At 67.9% G+C, this 17,764-nt stretch carries 20 protein-coding genes; 11 read left to right on the top strand and 9 right to left on the bottom strand.

What is annotated here, in order from left to right; all coding sequences use genetic code 11:
• Positions 1-4: 4 nt before the first annotated feature.
• Positions 5-997: a cytochrome c oxidase subunit II gene (coxB, locus tag Q9R14_RS15875; protein WP_371929735.1), complete on the bottom strand. Its 993-nt coding sequence runs from the start codon at positions 995-997 to the stop codon at positions 5-7.
• A gap of 254 nt (positions 998-1,251) precedes the next feature.
• On the opposite strand from coxB, the gene Q9R14_RS15870 reads away from it, so the two are divergent.
• The 5 genes from Q9R14_RS15870 to Q9R14_RS15850 all read left to right on the top strand — a co-directional run bounded on the left by Q9R14_RS15870 (position 1,252) and on the right by Q9R14_RS15850 (position 4,979).
• Positions 1,252-1,596 (top strand): PadR family transcriptional regulator, encoded by a 345-nt coding sequence (locus Q9R14_RS15870; RefSeq protein ID WP_039244893.1) that lies wholly within the window; start codon positions 1,252-1,254, stop codon positions 1,594-1,596.
• On the top strand, positions 1,593-2,192 hold the full coding sequence (locus Q9R14_RS15865; protein WP_306003010.1) for a DUF1700 domain-containing protein: 600 nt from the start codon (positions 1,593-1,595) through the stop codon (positions 2,190-2,192). Before Q9R14_RS15870 ends, Q9R14_RS15865 begins: the two co-directional genes overlap by 4 nt.
• Complete coding sequence (locus Q9R14_RS15860) at positions 2,189-2,971, top strand: GIN domain-containing protein (RefSeq protein ID WP_306003009.1); 783 nt, start codon at positions 2,189-2,191, stop codon at positions 2,969-2,971. The genes Q9R14_RS15865 and Q9R14_RS15860 overlap by 4 nt, the downstream gene beginning before the upstream one ends.
• Positions 2,972-3,088: 117 nt before the next feature.
• Entirely contained in the window at positions 3,089-4,120 is a 1,032-nt protein-coding gene (locus Q9R14_RS15855; protein ID WP_306003008.1) for a UbiA family prenyltransferase, read from the top strand.
• Between the two features lie 22 nt (positions 4,121-4,142).
• A complete protein-coding gene (locus Q9R14_RS15850; RefSeq protein ID WP_306003007.1) occupies positions 4,143-4,979 on the top strand; it encodes a DUF3298 domain-containing protein in 837 nt (278 codons plus the stop codon).
• Positions 4,980-5,018: 39 nt separating this feature from the next.
• Here the strand turns inward: Q9R14_RS15850 and Q9R14_RS15845 are convergent, their stop codons facing one another.
• From Q9R14_RS15845 to Q9R14_RS15835, 3 genes are read right to left on the bottom strand one after another with little or no spacing between them, the layout of a single operon-like run.
• On the bottom strand, positions 5,019-5,966 hold the full coding sequence (locus tag Q9R14_RS15845; protein WP_306003006.1) for an alpha/beta hydrolase: 948 nt from the start codon (positions 5,964-5,966) through the stop codon (positions 5,019-5,021).
• 37 nt (positions 5,967-6,003) lie between these two features.
• Complete coding sequence (locus tag Q9R14_RS15840) at positions 6,004-6,204, bottom strand: helix-turn-helix transcriptional regulator (protein ID WP_039244155.1); 201 nt, start codon at positions 6,202-6,204, stop codon at positions 6,004-6,006.
• Complete coding sequence (locus Q9R14_RS15835; RefSeq protein WP_306003005.1) at positions 6,201-6,608, bottom strand: hypothetical protein; 408 nt, start codon at positions 6,606-6,608, stop codon at positions 6,201-6,203. The genes Q9R14_RS15840 and Q9R14_RS15835 overlap by 4 nt, the downstream gene beginning before the upstream one ends.
• A 127-nt stretch (positions 6,609-6,735) precedes the next feature.
• Here Q9R14_RS15835 and Q9R14_RS15830 point away from each other — a divergent pair, with 127 nt between their 5' ends.
• Positions 6,736-7,683: a fatty acid desaturase family protein gene (locus Q9R14_RS15830; protein ID WP_306003004.1), complete on the top strand. Its 948-nt coding sequence runs from the start codon at positions 6,736-6,738 to the stop codon at positions 7,681-7,683.
• Positions 7,680-8,330, top strand: a complete 651-nt coding sequence (locus Q9R14_RS15825) for a methyltransferase (RefSeq protein ID WP_306003003.1) — start codon at positions 7,680-7,682, stop codon at positions 8,328-8,330. The genes Q9R14_RS15830 and Q9R14_RS15825 overlap by 4 nt, the downstream gene beginning before the upstream one ends.
• 12 nt (positions 8,331-8,342) lie before the next feature.
• On the opposite strand, the gene Q9R14_RS15820 is transcribed toward Q9R14_RS15825, so the two are convergent.
• Entirely contained in the window at positions 8,343-8,909 is a 567-nt protein-coding gene (locus Q9R14_RS15820) for a type 1 glutamine amidotransferase domain-containing protein (protein ID WP_306003002.1), read from the bottom strand.
• Positions 8,910-9,015: 106 nt separating this feature from the next.
• Between Q9R14_RS15820 and Q9R14_RS15815 the strand changes: the two genes are divergently transcribed.
• The 3 genes from Q9R14_RS15815 (at position 9,016) to pgm (ending at position 12,010) form a co-directional block, all read left to right on the top strand.
• Complete coding sequence (locus tag Q9R14_RS15815) at positions 9,016-9,405, top strand: hypothetical protein (protein WP_306003001.1); 390 nt, start codon at positions 9,016-9,018, stop codon at positions 9,403-9,405.
• A gap of 79 nt (positions 9,406-9,484) precedes the next feature.
• A complete protein-coding gene (locus Q9R14_RS15810) occupies positions 9,485-10,336 on the top strand; it encodes a neutral zinc metallopeptidase (protein WP_306003000.1) in 852 nt (283 codons plus the stop codon).
• A gap of 36 nt (positions 10,337-10,372) precedes the next feature.
• Complete coding sequence (pgm, locus tag Q9R14_RS15805; RefSeq protein ID WP_306002999.1) at positions 10,373-12,010, top strand: phosphoglucomutase (alpha-D-glucose-1,6-bisphosphate-dependent); 1,638 nt, start codon at positions 10,373-10,375, stop codon at positions 12,008-12,010.
• 4 nt (positions 12,011-12,014) lie between these two features.
• Here the strand turns inward: pgm and Q9R14_RS15800 are convergent, their stop codons facing one another.
• Positions 12,015-12,959: a retropepsin-like aspartic protease gene (locus Q9R14_RS15800; RefSeq protein WP_306002998.1), complete on the bottom strand. Its 945-nt coding sequence runs from the start codon at positions 12,957-12,959 to the stop codon at positions 12,015-12,017.
• 184 nt (positions 12,960-13,143) lie between these two features.
• On the opposite strand from Q9R14_RS15800, the gene thrC reads away from it, so the two are divergent.
• Positions 13,144-14,577, top strand: coding sequence for a threonine synthase (gene thrC, locus Q9R14_RS15795; RefSeq protein WP_306002997.1), 1,434 nt, complete (start codon positions 13,144-13,146; stop codon positions 14,575-14,577).
• A gap of 5 nt (positions 14,578-14,582) precedes the next feature.
• On the opposite strand, the gene Q9R14_RS15790 is transcribed toward thrC, so the two are convergent.
• The 3 genes from Q9R14_RS15790 to Q9R14_RS15780 all read right to left on the bottom strand — a co-directional run bounded on the left by Q9R14_RS15790 (position 14,583) and on the right by Q9R14_RS15780 (position 17,700).
• A complete protein-coding gene (locus Q9R14_RS15790) occupies positions 14,583-14,897 on the bottom strand; it encodes a CsbD family protein (RefSeq protein ID WP_039244733.1) in 315 nt (104 codons plus the stop codon).
• A 93-nt stretch (positions 14,898-14,990) separates the two neighbouring features.
• On the bottom strand, positions 14,991-15,944 hold the full coding sequence (gene thrB / locus Q9R14_RS15785) for a homoserine kinase (protein ID WP_306002996.1): 954 nt from the start codon (positions 15,942-15,944) through the stop codon (positions 14,991-14,993).
• Positions 15,945-15,948: 4 nt separating this feature from the next.
• Entirely contained in the window at positions 15,949-17,700 is a 1,752-nt protein-coding gene (locus tag Q9R14_RS15780) for a Gfo/Idh/MocA family oxidoreductase (RefSeq protein ID WP_306002995.1), read from the bottom strand.
• Positions 17,701-17,764 lie beyond the last annotated feature (64 nt).

Below are 17,764 nucleotides of genomic sequence, written 5' to 3'. Positions count from 1 at the left end.
CCTCTTACTGGGCGGCCGGCGCGGCGGACGCCGCGGCGGGAACGGGTTGGTCGGCGGTGGCGCCGACGGGGGCGGCGACCGGGGTCGCAGCGTCGGCGGCGGGCGCAGGCGCGGCTGCGGCCGGTGCGGCGGCTGCGGCGGGCGCGGCGACCTTCGGCGTCATCGAGCCGCCCTTGGAGGCGATCCACTGTTCGAACTGGGCCTGGGTCACGACCCGGATTTCCAGCGGCATGAAGGCGTGGTCGACGCCGCACAGTTCCGAGCACTGGCCATAGAAGACACCGGTGCGCTCGGCCTTGAACCAGGTGGTGTTGATGCGGCCGGGAACGGCGTCGGTCTTCAGGCCGAACGCCGGCAGGGCGACGGCGTGGATGACGTCCGAGGCGGTAATGACCAGTTGCACCGTCTTGCCGACCGGCACGACCATCGGCTCGGTCGCGGCCAGGCGATAGGGCACGCCCTTGGCCTTGGCTTCCTCTTCCGGGAGCATGTTGGAGATGTATTCCGCGACGCCCTGGTCCGGATATTCATAGGCCCAGTTCCACTGGTTGCCGGTCACCTTCACCGTCACGTCCGGCGACGGCATGTCGTGATAGGCGAACAGCAGGCGGAACGAGAACAGCGAGATGAAGACCAGGATCAGCACCGGCAGCACCGTCCAGATGATCTCGATCGTGGTGTTGTGGCTCCAGCGCGCGGGCGTCGGATTGGCCTTCTTGTTGTAGCGGAACACGATCCACGCCAGCAGGCCCAGCACCAGCAGGGTGATGGCCGTGATGATCGGCATCAGGATCACGTCGTGGAAGAAGTGCGCATCATGCTTCAGCGGCGACGCCGCCGGTTGCAGCGTGATGCCGCCCGGGGTCGGCTGACCCATCAGGTCCTGCGCCCACGTCGGCGCCGCAGCGAACATCGCCAGTCCGGCGCCCAGAACGATGGAGGACGCGCAAGTCGCGGCCTTCTTCAACGTCCCTTGGGCTCGCTTGCCCATCCCCATATGAGACTTCCCCATAAAACCGTTATGCAGCAGATACTTGCGAATGGCTCGCAAGAGATCACGCTGGCGCGATTCCCACGCCCGGCGTTCTCGGTCACCTATCGGATCGCTTTCGGCTTGCCAAGCGATCAACGGCGCTCAGGCCGCAAAGCCGCCTTCAGCCGGCCTCGATTAAATCGCTGTCATGTTTCGATAGCTACCTTGCGTCACAAGATACCTTGTCGTAGTCAATGGTCATCAACGGGAGAGCCGAGGTGCCAGAAACTATCGAGATACAGCTGAAGAAGGGCGTGTTGGGACTTTGCGTCCTGGCCCTTCTGAACCGGGCGGACAGCTACGCCTACGAGATCGCCAGCCGTCTGTCGGACGCGATCGATATGGGGGAAGGCACGATCTACCCCCTGATGCGCCGCATGCAGTCCGAAGGACAGGTCGAGACCTATCTGGTCGAATCCTCCGCCGGGCCGTCACGCAAATACTACCGACTGACCGAAGCGGGCCGGGGGGCCCTCGCCGCCCAGACTGCCGAATGGTCCGCCTTCACCAAGGCCGTCGACGCCATCGTGGCGAACGACGCCGATCAGGGAGCCGCTCAATGACGCGCGCCGAATTCATCGATCGTCTGAAGGAAGGCCTCGTCGGCCTGCCGACCACGACCGCCAACGACATCATAGCCGACTATCAGACCCACTTCGACGACGGCATCGCCGCCGGCCGCACCGAGGCCGAGGTCGCCTCCGCGCTCGGCGATCCGGTCCGCCTAGCTCGCGAACTGAAAGCGGAAGCCGGCATCCAACGCTGGCATCAGGAGAAGAACCCCTCCGCCGCCGCCGGCGCCGTCTTTGCGGTCCTGGGCCTGGGGGCGCTGGACATCCTGATCCTGCTACCCCTGCTGATGGGCGTGATCGGGACCGTATTCGGCTTCTTCCTCGCCGCCATCGGCCTGTTCATAGGCGGCGGCGTGATCATGGTCGCGGGCCCCTTCGCCGGCTTCCCCGGCGGGCCGTTTGCGGCGATCCTGATGGGGCTGGGCCTGATGGCCGGCGCCGTCTTCATCGGCGCCCTGCTGACCATCTTCACCATCTGGCTGGTCAATGGCGTCGTCTGGTTCGCTCGCCTGCACTACCGCCTGCTGAAGCCGGCGCTTGAGCCGACCAGCGTTCAATCCACCTCGACCTCGGGAGCTTTGGCATGATCCGCACCCTGTTCATCATCGCCGGCGCCGCCCTGGTGCTGTGCCTGGTCACCGTCGGCGGCGCGCTGGCGATCGGCGGCCACGACCTTCAGCGCCACGGCTGGGCCTGGACCATCAAGGACCAGGACGGCGAGACCATCCGCTTCGAGCGGGTCAAGGGCGGCGGGACCGACGACCTCGGTCCCCTCACCACACGCACCCTCGCCTGGACCGGTGGCGAGACCCTGACCGTCGATTCCAGCATCGACGTCGACTATGTCCAGGGCGACGCCAACACCGTCGTCATCACCGGACCCAAGGGTCTGACCGACCGGGTCCGTCTGGTCGACGGCCGCCTCGATCTTGGCGACGGCGACGAACGGGTCGTGTTCGGCTGGAGCAACGGCAACTTCTCCGCCCGGTCCGAGCGCGACGAACTGAAGGTCGTCATCACCGCGCCCAGGGTGAACCGCTTCAACACCAAGGGCTCGGGCGATCTTCAGATCACCGGCTATGACCAGCCGTCGCTGACGGTCGATATCGCCGGCTCGGCCGAGGTCACCGCCTCGGGCCGCACCGACGAGCTGAAGCTGGACATCGCCGGCTCGGGCGATGCGTCCCTGGGCGACCTGGCGACCCGCGACGCCTGGGTGGACATCGCCGGCTCCGGCGACGCCCGCATCGCCCCGACCGGCGACGTCAAGGTCGCCATCGCCGGCTCCGGCGACGTGGCCCTGGCCACCCGCCCCGCCAACCTGAATAGCACCGTCTCCGGCTCCGGCGACGTCTATCAGGACTGACGGTCGCACCGATCAGCGTGGAAAGGGGCTGATCCACCAGCCCCTTTTTCATGCGCCATCCTTCGAAACGGGGGGCGACGCCTTCACCCCTCGTCCCCTTCGCGCTAAGTCAGCCGCATGACTTTCGCTCCCCTCCCCGACGCCGGCGCCAACTGGGTCGATCGGCATGCGCCGGAGGGGCTGAAGCCGTGGTTGAAGCTGGGTCGGTTCGACCGGCCCATCGGCATCTGGCTGTTGCTGCTGCCCGGCTGGCAGGGGATCGCCCTGGCTTTGGCGCAGTATCGGCAGGCGCCAGATCTCTATGATCTGTGGGTGTTTATTGGTTTCGGCATCGGCGCTTGTCTGATGCGAGCGGCGGGGTGCGCCTTCAACGATATCGTCGATCGGGATTTCGACGCTCAGGTCGCCCGCACGGCCCAGCGCCCCATTCCGTCGGGCCGGATCAGTGTCAAACAGGCCTGGGCCTTCGTGGTGGGATGCAGCCTGAGCAGCCTTTTGATCCTGTTGACTCTGCCGACCGTCGCCATCGGGCTGGGCGTCGGGTCGCTGGTGCTGGTCGCGGCCTATCCCTTCATGAAGCGGATCACCTGGTGGCCCCAGGCCTGGCTGGGCCTGACCTTCAACTGGGGCGCCCTGATGGGGTTCGCCGCCGCCCTGCCGCTGGCGGCTGCCGCCTTGGTGCTGCCCGCCGATCTCGCCGGCGAGTTCCGGCCATTCCTGTGGTCACCCGCCGGCAGCAGCGACCATGCGATCGCCCTGGCGTGGCAGGCCTATCTTCCCGCCGTCCTGCTGTGGATCGGCGGCGTCTTCTGGACGCTGGGCTACGACACCCTCTATGCGCTTCAGGACATCGAGGACGACGCCATGATCGGGGTGAAATCCTCGGCCCGTCGCCTGGCCTCGGCCGTGCGGCCGGGTGTGGCGGTCTTCTATGGTCTGACCGTAATCCTGGCCGCCCTGACCGGCCTCGCCGCGGGACTTGGGCCGCTTTTCGGGCTCTGCCTGGTGATCTACGCCGTCCACCTGGCGTGTCAGGTCATCCGGCTGGACCGCAACGACGGTGCCCTGGCGCTGAAACTGTTCAAGTCCAATCGCGAGGCCGGCGTCATCCTGCTGGCCGCCATCGCTCTTGGCTCGATCTCCCTGTGATCCCCCGATGATGGAGTTTCCCATGTCGCGCACCGCCCGCACCCTGCTGTTGTCCGCCGCTGTCGCCGTCACGCTTTGCGCGTCTCTGGCCGCCTGCCAGCGCAAGGAAGACAAGGTCCAGACGCCGGCCGCGCCGGCTCCAGTCGCTGCGCCGGCCGTGTCGAATACCCCCGTCGGCTATGACAGCAAGACACCCTATGCCGCCGTCAAACTGACCCTGCCGCAGGCGATCAAGACCACGCCCGCCCTGCACGCCGCCCTCTATGCCGACACCGTGCGCGACCTGAAGCAGTTCGAGGAAGGCGCCCAGGCCGATCTCAGCGAGGCCGGCGGCGGCCCGAATCCTTATGAAAAGACCATCGCCTTCGCGCCCGGCGCCGAGACCGGCAAGCTGGTCAGCCTGGCCCGAACCGATTTCGAGTTCACCGGCGGCGCCCATCCCAACACCAGCTTCGACGCCGTGATCTGGGACAAGACGACCAACAAGCGGCTGGGCTTCGGCGACCTGTTCCGGCCGGGCGCCGACCTGTCGGTTCTGGACAAGGCCCTGTGCGCCGCCGCCAACGCCGCCAAACAGGCCCGCTCGCCGGGCTCGGAGGCCGCGACCCTGGACGGCAAGATGTGGACCTGCCCCAAGGCCGTCTCGACCCCGTTCGTGCTGACGCCGGGCGCGACGCCGGGCAAGGCGGGCGGCGTGACCTTCCTGATGGGGCCGTACCAGATCGGCCCCTATTCGGACGGCCCCTACTGGATCGCCCTGCCGCAGAGCGTCTTCCGCGCCCTGCTCAAACCCGCCTACGCCGACCAGTTCGACGGCGCCCCGGTCAAGGCCGGCGATGTGACGCCGAAGAACGGCTGAACCAATCCTCCCCCGTTTCCGGGGGAGGATCTTCAAGGCTCACTTCGCCAGAAACGCGTCGATCAGTGCGGCGAACCGCTCGGGCTGATCGGCCATGATGAAGTGTCGCGAGCCATCGACGCGGATCAGGGTCACGCCGGGCAAGGCCGCATACTCTCGCGTCCACATCGCATCGGCCATCGCCGCCGGCGCCCCGCCGTCTGCATCGGCGGCGTAAAGCGCCGTCACCGGCGTCGTCATGTCCGCCAGCCCCGGCCGCGCATCGGTGGTCATCACATCCTTCATCGCCGAGGCCATTGCATGGCGGTCGGTCGCCAGCGACCACGCCACGATCCGCGCCTGTTCCGACGGGGTGCGCGACAGGCCCTGCGCCGTCGCCTCCTGCTGGGTGCGGTAGCTCGACGTGTCCGCTGACAGGATCATGCTGGCCGCCTGATCCGCGAAAGGCTTTGCGCTCTCTGCCGTCGCGGTCGGGCCGAACATGGCGCTGTAGAAGGGCAGCGAGTCGACGGTCATCACCCGCCCGACCAGATTCGGCTGCTGTTGCGCCAGCAGAAGTCCGCTCAGACCGCCCATCGAATGGCCGATCACCGCGGGCCGATCCAGCCGCGCCTGGCGGATGTAGCGCGCCAGTTCATCCACCTCGGGCTGGACGAAGGCGCCGTCGCCGTGCGTCCAGGGTTCGCCGGCGAATCCTGCCAACTGCACCAGATGCACGCGGTGCGTCGCCTTCAGCCGATCCGCTGTCGCGCGCCACACTTCACGCGAAGACGCCAGTCCGGGGATCAGGATCACGTCAGGGCCTTGGCCCACCACCTCGACCGAAAGCCGGTCGGAGGTGAAGGGCGCGGCGGCGGACGCCACAGGGGGCGCGGCTTGGGCGCGGGCCTGATCGCTGGCCACAGCGCAGGCGATTACGACGCCCAGGATGACGGCAAGGCGCGACGGGGCGAAGACGCCCCGGCAAGGGCGAATGAAGTTCGACATCACAGTCTCCAATTGTAAGGTTATTCTGACTTTTCGATCAGCCCGCGTGCGGGTTCTCGAAAATCTCTTCGACCGGCCGCTCGAACACGGCGGCGATCCGGTAAGCGAGGTCCAGTGACGGATCGTGCCGCTCGGTCTCCAGGGCGATCACCGCCTGGCGCGAGACCCCCAGCGCCTGGCCCATCTGTTCCTGGGTCCAGCCGCGCTCGACGCGTAGAAGCTTCAGACGGTTCTTCATCGGCTGCTCCGGATGAAGGGCGAAACGACTCCATAAAGCGCCCAGAACACCGGCACGATCAGCCAGGTCTGCATATGCGGCGCCCCGGCGAAACTCTCGCCGAAGCCCCAGAAGGCGGCGACGGCCATCGCCAGTCCTGCGGCGACGATGAACTGTTTGGCGGTGACGCCGCGCACGAACTCGTCGCTCTCGCGCATCAGCGCCAAGGTCGCCCAGATCTGACCGATCACCGGCGCAGCCACCGCCGCCGCCAAGATCCAGGCCGCCGGCTTGCCCATCAGATCATCGAAGGCGTCTGTGGTCATCATCGCCACGCAAATCGCGACGTATGGGGCTGTGAACGCCATCGTGCGGATAAGATAGCGTCGATAGGCCGGTGTGCCGCTATTCCATGCTTTCATCATGTCTTGTCTCCCTCTGTAAGGACAACCTGACACCAGACGAATGTCATGTCAACCTGACTTTTTGTCAGGCGCGCCGAACATTTTCCCGTTGCTTTTCCGGAGGGGCTTACGGGGCTAGACTCGCCTCATGTCCGCCGCCCCACGCATCGCCCCGTCGGCCCTGTTCACGCCTCAGGAATGGGCGCCGTTTCAGATGCGCTCGGCCAGGGTCGGCCCGCTGCTGGTGGGCCACTGCTGGGCCGTGATCGCGCTGGCTGTTCTCGTTGGCGTGCTGATGCCATGGCTGATCCCGCTGTGCATCATGGTCGTCGGCACGCGTCAGCTGGGTCTGGCCATTCTGATGCACGAAGCGGCGCATGGCGGGCTGTCGAGGTCGAACCGGCTGAACGATTTTCTTGGCCACTGGCTATGCGCCGTGCCGATCGGCGCCAGCTTGAAGGCCTATCGCCCCTATCATCTGACGCATCATCGCTTCGCCCAGCAGGCCGAGGATCCCGATCTGATGCTGTCGGCGCCCTTTCCCGTCAGCCCGGCCTCGTTGCGCCGCAAGCTGGTCCGCGACCTGACGGGCCAGACCTTCTTCAAGCAGCGGGTGCTGCTGCCGCTGGCCCAGGCGCGCTCGAGCAGCCCCCGAGATGATGGCGCCCATGACTATGAGGCGATCGTAACGGGCCGATCCGTCCTGCCCTTCCTCGCCTTCAACGTGGTCCTGCTGGCGGGCTTCATCGCCGCCGGCGCTTGGTGGGCCTTTTTCGTGTTGTGGCTGCTGCCGATGGCGACGTGGTTTCCGATGGTGACGCGTCTGAGAAACATTGCCGAACACGCCTGCGTCGAGGGTTCGTCGACCGATCCCTTTCGCGCCGCCCGCACCACCAGGGCCAGCCTGTGGGAACGCGCCTTCATCGCGCCCTACTGGGTCAACTTTCACGCCGAGCACCACCTGTTCATGCATGTGCCCTGCTGGAAGCTGCCGCGCCTGCACCGCGCCATTCATACGAAGCCGCAAGCCGAGGCCATGGAGGTCGCGCCCGGCTATGCCAGCGTGCTGAAGGCTGTTACGTGCCAGCCGGAATGACCGTCCTCGATCCCGCCGCCTTCATCCGTGACAACACCCGGCTTCAGCCCGTGCCGCACGCGCCCGAGATCTCTTTGTGGCTGGCCGACGAGATCACGCCAATCTGGCGGCTGACGGAAGAAGAACTGGGCGAAATGGGCGTGCCGCCGCCCTTCTGGGCCTTCGCCTGGGCCGGCGGACAGGCGCTGAGCCGGTATCTGCTGGATCATCCGCAGGAGATCGCCGGTAAGCGCGTCTTGGACTTCGCCGCCGGTTCGGGCCTGGTCGGCGTGGCGGCGATGAAGGCTGGGGCGACCCATGTCCTGTGCGCCGACATCGATCCCTTCTGTCAGGCCGCCGTCGCCGCCAATGCGGCGGCGAACGGCGTGACGCTGGACTTCACCCAGACCAATCTGCTGGACACCGCCTCGCCGGATGTGGACGTCATCTGCGCAGGCGACATCTGCTACGAGCGCCCAATGACTGACGCCGTTCTGTCTTGGCTGGCCCAGGCCCGCGCCAGGGGAACGCGGGTCCTGATCGGCGATCCGGGACGCACCTATTTCCCACGCACGGGCCTGGATTTTCTGGCCGAGTACCGCGTCCCGACGTCGCGCGAGCTGGAGGACCAGGAGATCAAGCGGTCCTCCGTCTGGGCGATGCCTTAGGCGGCGGCCTTTTTAAGCGGCGGCCTGGCCCTCGTGGCGGCCTTCGGCGAATTCCTCGATCATCTTGGCGTTGAAGGCGGGAATGTCGTCCGGGCAGCGGCTGGTCACCAGGCCCTGATCCACCACCACCGCCTCATTGACCACATTGGCCCCGGCGTTCTTCAGGTCGGTGCGGATGCTTTCGAATGAGGTCATCGTGCGCCCCTCGACCACGCCCGCCTCGATCAGCAGCCAGGGCGCGTGACAGATGGCGGCGACCGGCTTGCCGGCGTCGAAGAAGGCCCGAACGAACTTCACTGCGTCCTCGTCCGCGCGCAGCAGGTCCGGGTTGGCGACGCCGCCCGGCAACAGCAGGGCGGAATAGGTCGAGGCATCCACCGCCGCCACCGCCTTGTCGGCCGTGATCTTGTCGCCCGGCGTCAGATGGTCGAAGCCCTGGAATTCGCCGGCCTTCAGCGACACGATCTCGACCACCGCGCCCGCATCCTTCAGCGCCTTCATCGGTTCATTCAGTTCGACCAGCTCGACGCCGTCGGTCGCCAGGATGGCGACGGTCTTGCCGGAAAGGGATTGGGCCATGAGGAATGCTCCGTTCGTGAGGGGGGTTCGGCGGGATGAACCCACAGAAACTCGAAGGGTTGCGGCTCCGCTTGGCGACGATGACCCGCGTCCCCACATCGTATCCATGCGATCGCTCCTGACCCTGACCGCCCTGTTGGCCGCTGCCGCTACGCCGGCCTTGGCCCAGACCTATCCGCAGGCCGGCCGCACCTACGGCGCCTATCCGGGGGGCGTCCCCGCCGCCATCGCCGACCAGCACCGCTATGAGAACGACCGCCTGCGTTCACAGGCGCAGTCGAATGCGGACCAGGCGCGTCAACAGCAGATCGAGACCCAGCTTCGCCTGCGCGCCATCGAAGGCGCACGCGAATCGACCGTCAGCCAGTCCTTGCCGCCCCGCCCGCTCTACAGCCCCGAGCAGGAGCGGACCCTGCGCCAGTCCGCCGCCGAACGCCGCCAGCAGACAGCCCAAGGCATGAGCCAGATCGACAACTGGCTTGCCCGCCCCCAATGAAGCGTCCGAACTGACGCATCCCTTCCCTTGCACCCGCGTTCCTGCCTAGCTTAACCAGGATCGGGCGGAGGGATACGAGATGCGTTGGAAGGGCGGAGAAACGAGCGGTCGTATTGAGGACCGACGCGGCATGGGCGGCGGCGCCATTGCAGGCGGCGGCCTGGGCGTGGGCGTCCTGGCCATCATCGGTTACCTCGTGTTCGGGATTGATCCTTCGACCACAACGCAAATCGCCAGCCAGTTTGGCGGCCTCGGCGCTTCGGAGCAGCAGGGCAAGGTCGGGACGCCCGAAGATGAGGCTGGCCGGTTCGTCGATGTCGTCCGCACCAATATCGATCAGGTCTGGGCCACGAAGCTGCAAGGGTATCAGCCCCCCCAAGTTCGCCTGTACGAACAGGGCACGCCCACCGGCTGCGGCTATGGTCAGTCGGCCATGGGTCCCTTCTACTGCCCGACCGACAAGACGGTCTATCTGGACCTCGGCTTCTGGCAGGAGATGGAAAACCAGCTTGGTGCCTCAGGCGCCGACTTCGCCCGCGCCTATGTCATCGCCCACGAGTTCGGCCATCACGTCCAGACCCTGACCGGCACCTCGGATCAGGTTCGCCAGGCCCAGCAGCGCGCCGCCGGTCAGGCCGAAGCCAATCAGTATTCTGTGGCGCTGGAGCTTCAGGCCGACTGCTACGCCGGCGTCTGGGCCCGGAACGCCTCGGCCGTCTCGAATGGTCAGGTCGCACTTGAGCCCGGCGACATCGAGGAAGGCATGAAGACCGCTCAGGCCATCGGCGACGACACCCTGCAACGGCGCAGCGGCGGCCGCGTCTCTCCCGAGAGCTTCACCCACGGCTCTTCTGCGCAACGGGTCGAATGGCTGCAGCGCGGCTATCAGTCTGGCGATCCGGCCTCATGCGACACATTCAGCGGCGCCTGATCGCCGCGCCCCTTCAGAACGATTGATTGACTGACGATGCATGAACGCGCCGGCACGACCGCACGCCCCGAAGACCTGATCGATCTCGACGCCCTGCTCGGCGCCTATGAGACGACCCGGCCCGACATGGGCGATCCTCAGCAGCGGGTCGTCTTCGGCACCTCGGGCCACCGGGGATCCAGCCTGGACGGCGCCTTCAACCAGGCGCACATCCTGGCCATCGCCCAGGCGATCGCCGAATACCGCGCGGCCCAGGGCGTTGATGGCCCGCTGTTCCTCGGTCGCGACACCCACGGCCTGTCGGAGCCCGCCTTCCGCACGACGCTGGAGGTGCTGATCGCCAACGGGGTCGAGGTGCTGATCGACGCCCGCGACGGCTTCACCCCCACGCCGGCCGTTTCGCACGCCATCCTGACCCACAACCGGTCTAACAGCCGCCAGGCGGACGGCGTCCTGATCACCCCGTCGCACAATCCGCCCCGCGACGGCGGCATCAAATATAATCCCCCCTCCGGCGGCCCGGCCGGCGGCGAGGCCACATCCGCCATCGCCGAGCGCGCCAACCAGCTGATCGAACGCGGCCTGACCGAGGTGCGCCGCATTCCCTTCGCCCAGGCGCATGCGGCGGCGGGTCGGTTCGACTACCTCGCCGCCTATATCGACGATTTGCCCAGCGTTCTGGACCTGGACGCCATCCGCAACGCCGGCGTCCGCATCGGCGCCGATCCGCTTGGCGGCGCGGCCGTCGCCTATTGGGGCGAGATCACTGAGCGCCACCGACTGAACCTGACCGTCGTCAATGACGCCGTCGATCCGCGCTGGGCCTTCATGCCGCTGGACGCCGACGGCAAGATCCGTATGGACTGCTCCTCGCCCAGCGCCATGGCCGGTCTGATCGGCATGATGAAGGGCGGCTCGGCCTATGACGTCGCCTTCGGCAACGACGCCGACGCGGATCGCCACGGCATCGTCACCCCCGATGCGGGCCTGATGAACCCCAACCATTTCCTGGCCGCCGCCATAGCCTATCTGTTCGACAACCGCCCCGGCTGGGGCGCGGACGTCGCGGTGGGCAAGACCCTCGTCTCGTCGTCCATGATCGACCGGGTCGTCTCCGGCCTGGGTCGCCGCCTGCTGGAAGTCCCCGTCGGCTTCAAACATTTCGTGCCCGGCCTCTTGGACGGAACCGTCGGTTTCGGCGGCGAGGAATCGGCCGGGGCCTCCTTCCTGCGCCACGACGGCACGGTCTGGACGACCGACAAGGACGGCATCCTCCTGTGCCTGCTGGCCGCCGAGATCCAGGCCTGCACGGGAAGCAGCGCCAGCGAGCTCTACGCCGGCCTGACCGACCGATACGGCGCCCCCGCCTATGCCCGCGTCGATGCTCCGGCCAATCGCACCGAAAAGGCCCGGCTTGCCGCCCTCAGCCCCTCGGACGTGACCGCGACCACCCTGGCCGACCAGCCGATCACCGACATCCTGACGAAGGCCCCCGGCAACGGCGAGGCCATCGGCGGGCTGAAGGTCGTCACCGCCGACGCCTGGTTCGCCGCCCGCCCCTCGGGCACCGAGGACGTCTACAAGATCTACGCCGAATCCTTCCTCGGCCCCGACCACCTGGCGACCGTCCAGGCCGAGGCCAGGGCCGTGGTGGGGACGGCTCTGGCGGGCTGATCGCCTAGCCGACCGTGATCTCCATCGGCCGTTCGACGAACAGGCCGGGGCCGCCCAGGTCCAGCGCAAGCCGTCGGTTCTCGAACGCGGCCATGCCGATCAGGGCCTTGGGGAAGCCCGGCACCGCGACGTCGTCATAGATGGCGACCGTCGCCTGACGATACAGTTCGTCGCCGATGGTCAGGGTACGCACGACGACGGTCTCGGCGCGCACCATGCCGCCAAGGACGATGCTTTGACCCGGCGTGCGTTCGCGCCCGTCCAGCAGTCCGGCGGCCTCGGCCGTCTCGCGCGTGACGGCCAGCACGGCCGAGGCGCCGGTGTCGATCACCGCATTGACCGTCGCCCCTTCCAGGGTGATGCCCGCCTGCAGGGCCTTGCCGGCCCGCGTCACCGGAACGGGCTTCAGCGACGACGGCGGCGTCCAGCCCTCGCGCGGCAGGAACCGGACCCGATGCTCGGCCGTGTCCAGCTCCAGCACCAGTTCGCGCAGCACGTCCTGCCCCAGGATCAGCGCCGCACCCAATCCCTGATCGCCGGCCAGCGGCCCCAGGCCGAGGATCGCCGCGCGCAATCCGGTCAGTCGCAAGCCGCCGATCGCCACATCCAGCGTTGTCCCGCGTCCGACCTGGGCGTCGCCGCCGACGCCGTAAGCCACCATCGGGATGTTGAAGACGCTGGTCAGGCCCAGCCGCTCGACCAGCGACCGATCGATGACCGAATACTGCGCCCCCGAATCGATCAGGGCCCGCACCGGCTGTCCGTTCACCGCCACCTCGACCGTCGGGGTCGGCGCGCGCGGTTCGGCATAGGGCAGCCAGCCGCTGGAGCCGTTCGCCGCGAAGGCGACCGTCGGCCCGCGCCAGACCACATGGTCGCGCAGCCACCAGGCCCCGCCCACGCCGCCGGCGACCAGCCCCAGCCGGATCAGAAGATCGCGTCGTCTCATGGTCCCTGACATGGACCGTCGCGGCGATCCGCGCCAGCGGGGCGATGTCGCAACCCCTCTTGCAGGACCGACGACATTGCACATGAGGCGGCAAAAATATGCGCCTGAACCCCCGCTTCTACGCCCGGACGCGGATTGTCGGGCCACAGCCCGCGAAAACCCGACAAAATCATCCAGAAAGCGGGTGACGCCGCCGCCCCGTCTGGCTACGACCATCGACGTCATGAGCACCTCCAGCGCCCGCTACGTCTCGACCCGAGGCCAATCGCCCGAAACGGATTTCACCGACGCCCTGCTGCGCGGCATCGCGCCTGACGGCGGCCTCTATATGCCGACCGCCTGGCCCAGCCTGTCGCCCGAAACCTGGACCGGAAAGGCCGACTACAAGTCCATCGCGCTGCAAGCCATCGCCCCCTTCATTGGCGACGCGCTGCCCGACGGCGCGCTGTACCGCGCACTGGACCGACTGACCGCCGGGTTCGACCATCCGCTGGTTACGCCTCTGGTCGAGCTGGAGCCGGGCCTGTTCGTGCTGGAGCTGTTCCACGGCCCGACCGCCGCCTTCAAGGACCTGGCGATGCAGCTGGTCGCCAGCCTGACGGACGAGGCCCTGGCCGCCTCGGGCGAGCGCCTGACCATTCTGACCGCCACCTCGGGCGACACCGGCGCCGCCGCCGTGCGCGCCTTCGCCGGCGCCAAGTCGGTCGATCTGGTCGTGCTGCACCCTCTGGACCGCGTATCGCCGGTTCAGCGCAAACAGATGACGACGGTCGAGGCCGACAATGTCGTGAACCTGGCCGTGCGTGGTGATTTCGACGACTGCCAGCGCCTGGTGAAGGGCCTGCTGGCCGACGAGGCCCTGCGCGAACGCGGCCGGCTGTCCTCGGTCAATTCGATCAACTGGGCGCGGCTGGCCGGCCAGATCCCCTACTATGTCTCCGCGACCGCTCAACTGGGCGAGGCCGCGACCTTCGTCGTGCCGACCGGCAATTTCGGCGACGCCTTCGCCGGCATCGCCGCTACGAAAATGGGCATGCCGTCCAACGGCTTCGTCGCCGCCGTGAACCAGAACGACGCCCTGGCCCGCGCCCTCAACGACGGCCTCTATTCACGCCGTCCGGCGGTCGAAAGCGGCAGCGTGTCCATGGATGTGCAGGCGCCGTCCAACTTCGAGCGGCTGGTGTTCGAGGCGACGGGCCGCGACGCCGAGGCGACGCGCACCGTGTTCGAAACCTTCGCCCGCGACGGCGCCATCGCCTTCGATCCGGACCTACTGACCGCCCTGCGCAACCAGGTCTCGGCGGTCTCCATCGACGAGGACGAGACGCGCGCAGAGATCGCCCACGCTCATGAGGCCTGGGGCCGAGTCATCTGCCCGCATACGGCCGTGGCGCTGGCCGCCGCGCGTCGCCAGGACCGCTCGAAAGGCCCCGTCGTCGCCCTGTCCACCGCCCATCCGTCCAAGTTCGGCGACTTCGTCTCGAACGTCCTGGGCTTCGAACCCGAACCCGCAAACGTCATCGCCGCCCTAGGCGACAAGCCCGAGCGGTTGACGATCGTCGATGGGACGATGGACGCGGCGCGTGACGCCGTGGCGGCCTTTTCAGGCCGCCACTAAACGCCTTAGCGACGACCGCCGCCGGTCAGGGCGCGCAGCAGGAGCAGGCCGACGCCGGCGACCGACAAGGTCGTGACCAGCGGACGCTTGCGCGCCTCGGCGGCGACGGTGCGGGCCTTGTCGCGGTAGTCGGCGGGGACCTTTTCGACCAGGCGATCGACCGAATCCATCGCCTTGCCGAAGGTTTCCAGCGAGCGGCCCTTGGCGTCGTTATAGGCGCCTTCGACCTGCATCTTCTGGTCGCCGACCAGCTTGCCGACGCCTTTTTGGAACTTACCTTGCGCCTGCGAGGCGGCGCCGTTGATGGTTTCGTCAGTCATGATCTTCGTCCTCGGGGAGCGGCGGACTTCGCCGTTGCACCATCAAAATCCCGGCCAAGCTTTCGGTTCCAGCGACGAAGCCGCGCAGGCGCCTCAGGCCGGTTCGGTCGCGCGCCAGTGGTCCATCCGACGCAGGAAGACCGCCGGATCCTTGGGCATCACCAGATTGGCGGGATCGTGGAAAATGCGGTCATGCAGCCGTGTCACGGTGAACCGCAGGGCCGCAGCTTCGCCCAGGCGCGGCAAGGCCGCTCGCTCGGCGGCGTTCAGCGGCCGCACGGACTCATAGCCGCGCTGGAACGCCGCCAGGGCGTCCGGCATCGCCCGCCCCTCGGCGTCGAAACCCCAGGCCGACAGGGCGATGGCGAGGTCATAGGCGAAGGCGCCGGTGCAGCCGAAATAGAAGTCAATGACCGCCGAAACGGCGCAGTCCTGGAACAGCACATTGTCGGGGAAATAGTCGGCATGGATCGCCCCGCCCGGCAGATCGGTCGTAAAGGGATCGCCCAAGCGCGCCAGCGTCGCCTGGACCTGTCTCAGCAGTGCGCGATCCGCGTCGGACGCCCGCCCTTCTCCCTCGACGCACCGATCGGCCAGCCGACGCCACATGGCCGGCCCGACCGGATTGGTGCGTTCCAGATCAAAATCAGCCGCCGTCAGATGAAGCTGCGCCAGCACCGCGCCCGCCGTCGCCTGATCGGCCGATGACGGCGTGCGCAGCCAGGCGCCGGTCTTCCATTCGATCACCGCCGCCGCCCGGCCGTTCAGTCGTCCTAGCCAGGCTCCCGACCGGTCCTCGATCGGCGTCGGGCAAGGAAAGCCGCGCGCCGCCAGATGCGCCGTCAGCCCCAGGCAGAAGGGCAGCGACGCCTCGTCCGTCCGCCCCTCGAACAGGGTCAGCACGAACCGGCCGCGCGTCGTGTCCAGCCGATAGTTGGTGTTCTCCACCCCCTCGGCGATGGCCGTCAGATCGACTACCTCGCCGATGTCGTAGCCGGCCAGGAACCTCTTGGAGTCGGCGATGGAAACAGGGGTGAAGACGGCCATGGCCTTAGTTTAGGCCCGCATCGGCGCGCCGTGCACGCACGATCTCGGCCAGGTCCGCCAAGATGCTCTCGGTCGTGGCCCAACGCCCGGCGCCCCGGCCCCGGCAGCGCCACACGCGGCCGTCGGCGCCGTAGACCTTCAACGCATTGCCCTCGCCGCGCAGGGTCGAGAACAACGGGTCGCCATGGTCGGCGTTCAGCGACACCGACGGGCGGATCACCCCGTCCTTCAGATGAGCCGCGCCGATCTGGCGCACCCCGCCTGCGGCTGAGGTCGTTTCCGTCAGGTGATCGCGCGGCACCTCGCCGTCGGGCGAACGGCCGAACGCTTCATGGCACAGCAGCCGCACCTTGGCCGCCGCATCCAGACCTTCCAGATCCGAGGACGGATCCTCCTCGGCAAAGCCCGCCGCGCGGGCGTCCGCCAGGGCTTCGTTGAAGGCCGCGCCGTCACCCAGCCGCTCCAGCATGAAGTTGACCGTGCCGTTCAGCACCGCCTCGAACCCGACCACCTCGCCAGCCGCGCGGGCCGCGCGCACCGTCTCGATCATCGGCGATCCGCCCCCGACCGAGGCCGACCAGAAGATGCGTCGGCCATTGGCTTCCGCCAGGGCCTGAAGGCCGCCCGGATCGCGGCTGACCGCCTGTTTGTTGGCGCTGGCGACATCGCATCCGGCCTCGAGCGCGGCGCGGATCACGGCATGGCCCGCCTCGCCTTCCGACAGGGCCTCCAGCACGATGTCGGGCTTTTTGGCCCACAGGTCCGCCGGGTTGGCAGTGAACAGCGAGGCCGGACAGTCCACGTCGCGCGCCTTCTTCGGATTGCGCACCAGCACGCCCACGACCTCGTAGCGGGGATCATTGAGCAGCTTGCCCAGCACGCCGCCGCCGACCACGCCGCATCCAGCGACCGCGACCTTCAGCGGCGGCAGGGCGGGCGCGGGGCCAGGCGGCGCCGACTTGTCGCCGATGACCGTGCCGTCGGCGCGATCCAGCGCCGCCACCTCGATCTCGACCCCGCGGCTTTCACCCAGGTCGATGGCGTCGTGCTGGACCAAGGCGCCGCCCAGCTTGCGCGCCACGTCCCAAGAGGCGCGGCGATAGCGCAGGGCCGGGGCCGTCTTGTCGTTGGGGTCGTGGTCGTAAAGGCCGTCCACGTCCTTGACCAATCGCACCTTCTTCAGCCCCAACTCGGCTGCGAGGAACACCGCCGTCAGGTCCGATCCGCCGCGTCCCAGCAGGGCCACCTTGCCGTCCGGCCGCACCGCGCCGAACCCGGGCACCACCACCACCTCGTGCCGATCCAGCGCCTGTTTCAGATGGTCGGGGCGCAGGCCGCAGGGGCGCGAATGCTCCGGCTCACCCTCCGCCACGATGCCCAGTTCGCGCACCGACAGGGCGCAGGCGTCCAGACCGATCCGGTCGCAAGCGATGGCCACGAGCGCCGCTGACTTCTCCTCGCCCAGGGCGACGTAGCCGGGCAGCAGGTCGTTGGAATGGGCCAGGCCCAGCGCCCGCGCCTCGCCCAGCAACCGGTCCGTCGCCCCGCCGAAGGCCGAGACCACCGCCACCACCTTTCGGCCCGCCCGCACATGGCCGTAGACGGCCGAGGCGACCAGCGGCGCCTCCGCCGGGCTGCGCAGGATGGACGAGCCGAACTTCAACACCACCACCTCTGGCCCGACCAAGCCTGGTGAAGGCTGACTGCTGGGATCGAGGCTTTCGGATTTTTCTACGACGGCGAGTTGGGCGGACATCGGGGTTCTCGGGAAAGATCGGGATGGGGTGGGTTGAAAAGAAAAAACCCCGCCTGGCGGACCG

It is taken from the genome of Brevundimonas sp. C43 (assembly GCF_030732185.1).
Lineage (GTDB): Bacteria > Pseudomonadota > Alphaproteobacteria > Caulobacterales > Caulobacteraceae > Brevundimonas > Brevundimonas diminuta_C.
The sequence above is the reverse complement of the archived record's forward strand: the minus strand, read 5'-3'. Positions and strand labels throughout refer to the sequence as shown.

Excerpts from the sequence above, each read along its gene's own strand:
- Q9R14_RS15815 (WP_306003001.1), top strand. The coding sequence starts at position 9,016 with ATGCGATCGCTCCTGACCCTGACCGCCCTGTTGGCCGCTGCCGCTACG.
- coxB (WP_371929735.1), bottom strand. The coding sequence starts at position 997 with ATGGGGATGGGCAAGCGAGCCCAAGGGACGTTGAAGAAGGCCGCGACT.
- Q9R14_RS15855 (WP_306003008.1), top strand. The coding sequence starts at position 3,089 with ATGACTTTCGCTCCCCTCCCCGACGCCGGCGCCAACTGGGTCGATCGG.
- Q9R14_RS15850 (WP_306003007.1), top strand. The coding sequence starts at position 4,143 with ATGTCGCGCACCGCCCGCACCCTGCTGTTGTCCGCCGCTGTCGCCGTC.
- Q9R14_RS15780 (WP_306002995.1), bottom strand. The coding sequence starts at position 17,700 with ATGTCCGCCCAACTCGCCGTCGTAGAAAAATCCGAAAGCCTCGATCCC.
- Q9R14_RS15825 (WP_306003003.1), top strand. The coding sequence starts at position 7,680 with ATGACCGTCCTCGATCCCGCCGCCTTCATCCGTGACAACACCCGGCTT.
- Q9R14_RS15800 (WP_306002998.1), bottom strand. The coding sequence starts at position 12,959 with ATGAGACGACGCGATCTTCTGATCCGGCTGGGGCTGGTCGCCGGCGGC.
- Q9R14_RS15865 (WP_306003010.1), top strand. The coding sequence starts at position 1,593 with ATGACGCGCGCCGAATTCATCGATCGTCTGAAGGAAGGCCTCGTCGGC.
- Q9R14_RS15845 (WP_306003006.1), bottom strand. The coding sequence starts at position 5,966 with ATGTCGAACTTCATTCGCCCTTGCCGGGGCGTCTTCGCCCCGTCGCGC.
- Q9R14_RS15840 (WP_039244155.1), bottom strand. The coding sequence starts at position 6,204 with ATGAAGAACCGTCTGAAGCTTCTACGCGTCGAGCGCGGCTGGACCCAG.
- Q9R14_RS15830 (WP_306003004.1), top strand. The coding sequence starts at position 6,736 with ATGTCCGCCGCCCCACGCATCGCCCCGTCGGCCCTGTTCACGCCTCAG.
- Q9R14_RS15810 (WP_306003000.1), top strand. The coding sequence starts at position 9,485 with ATGCGTTGGAAGGGCGGAGAAACGAGCGGTCGTATTGAGGACCGACGC.
- Q9R14_RS15860 (WP_306003009.1), top strand. The coding sequence starts at position 2,189 with ATGATCCGCACCCTGTTCATCATCGCCGGCGCCGCCCTGGTGCTGTGC.
- thrB (WP_306002996.1), bottom strand. The coding sequence starts at position 15,944 with ATGGCCGTCTTCACCCCTGTTTCCATCGCCGACTCCAAGAGGTTCCTG.
- Q9R14_RS15835 (WP_306003005.1), bottom strand. The coding sequence starts at position 6,608 with ATGATGAAAGCATGGAATAGCGGCACACCGGCCTATCGACGCTATCTT.
- pgm (WP_306002999.1), top strand. The coding sequence starts at position 10,373 with ATGCATGAACGCGCCGGCACGACCGCACGCCCCGAAGACCTGATCGAT.
- Q9R14_RS15820 (WP_306003002.1), bottom strand. The coding sequence starts at position 8,909 with ATGGCCCAATCCCTTTCCGGCAAGACCGTCGCCATCCTGGCGACCGAC.
- Q9R14_RS15790 (WP_039244733.1), bottom strand. The coding sequence starts at position 14,897 with ATGACTGACGAAACCATCAACGGCGCCGCCTCGCAGGCGCAAGGTAAG.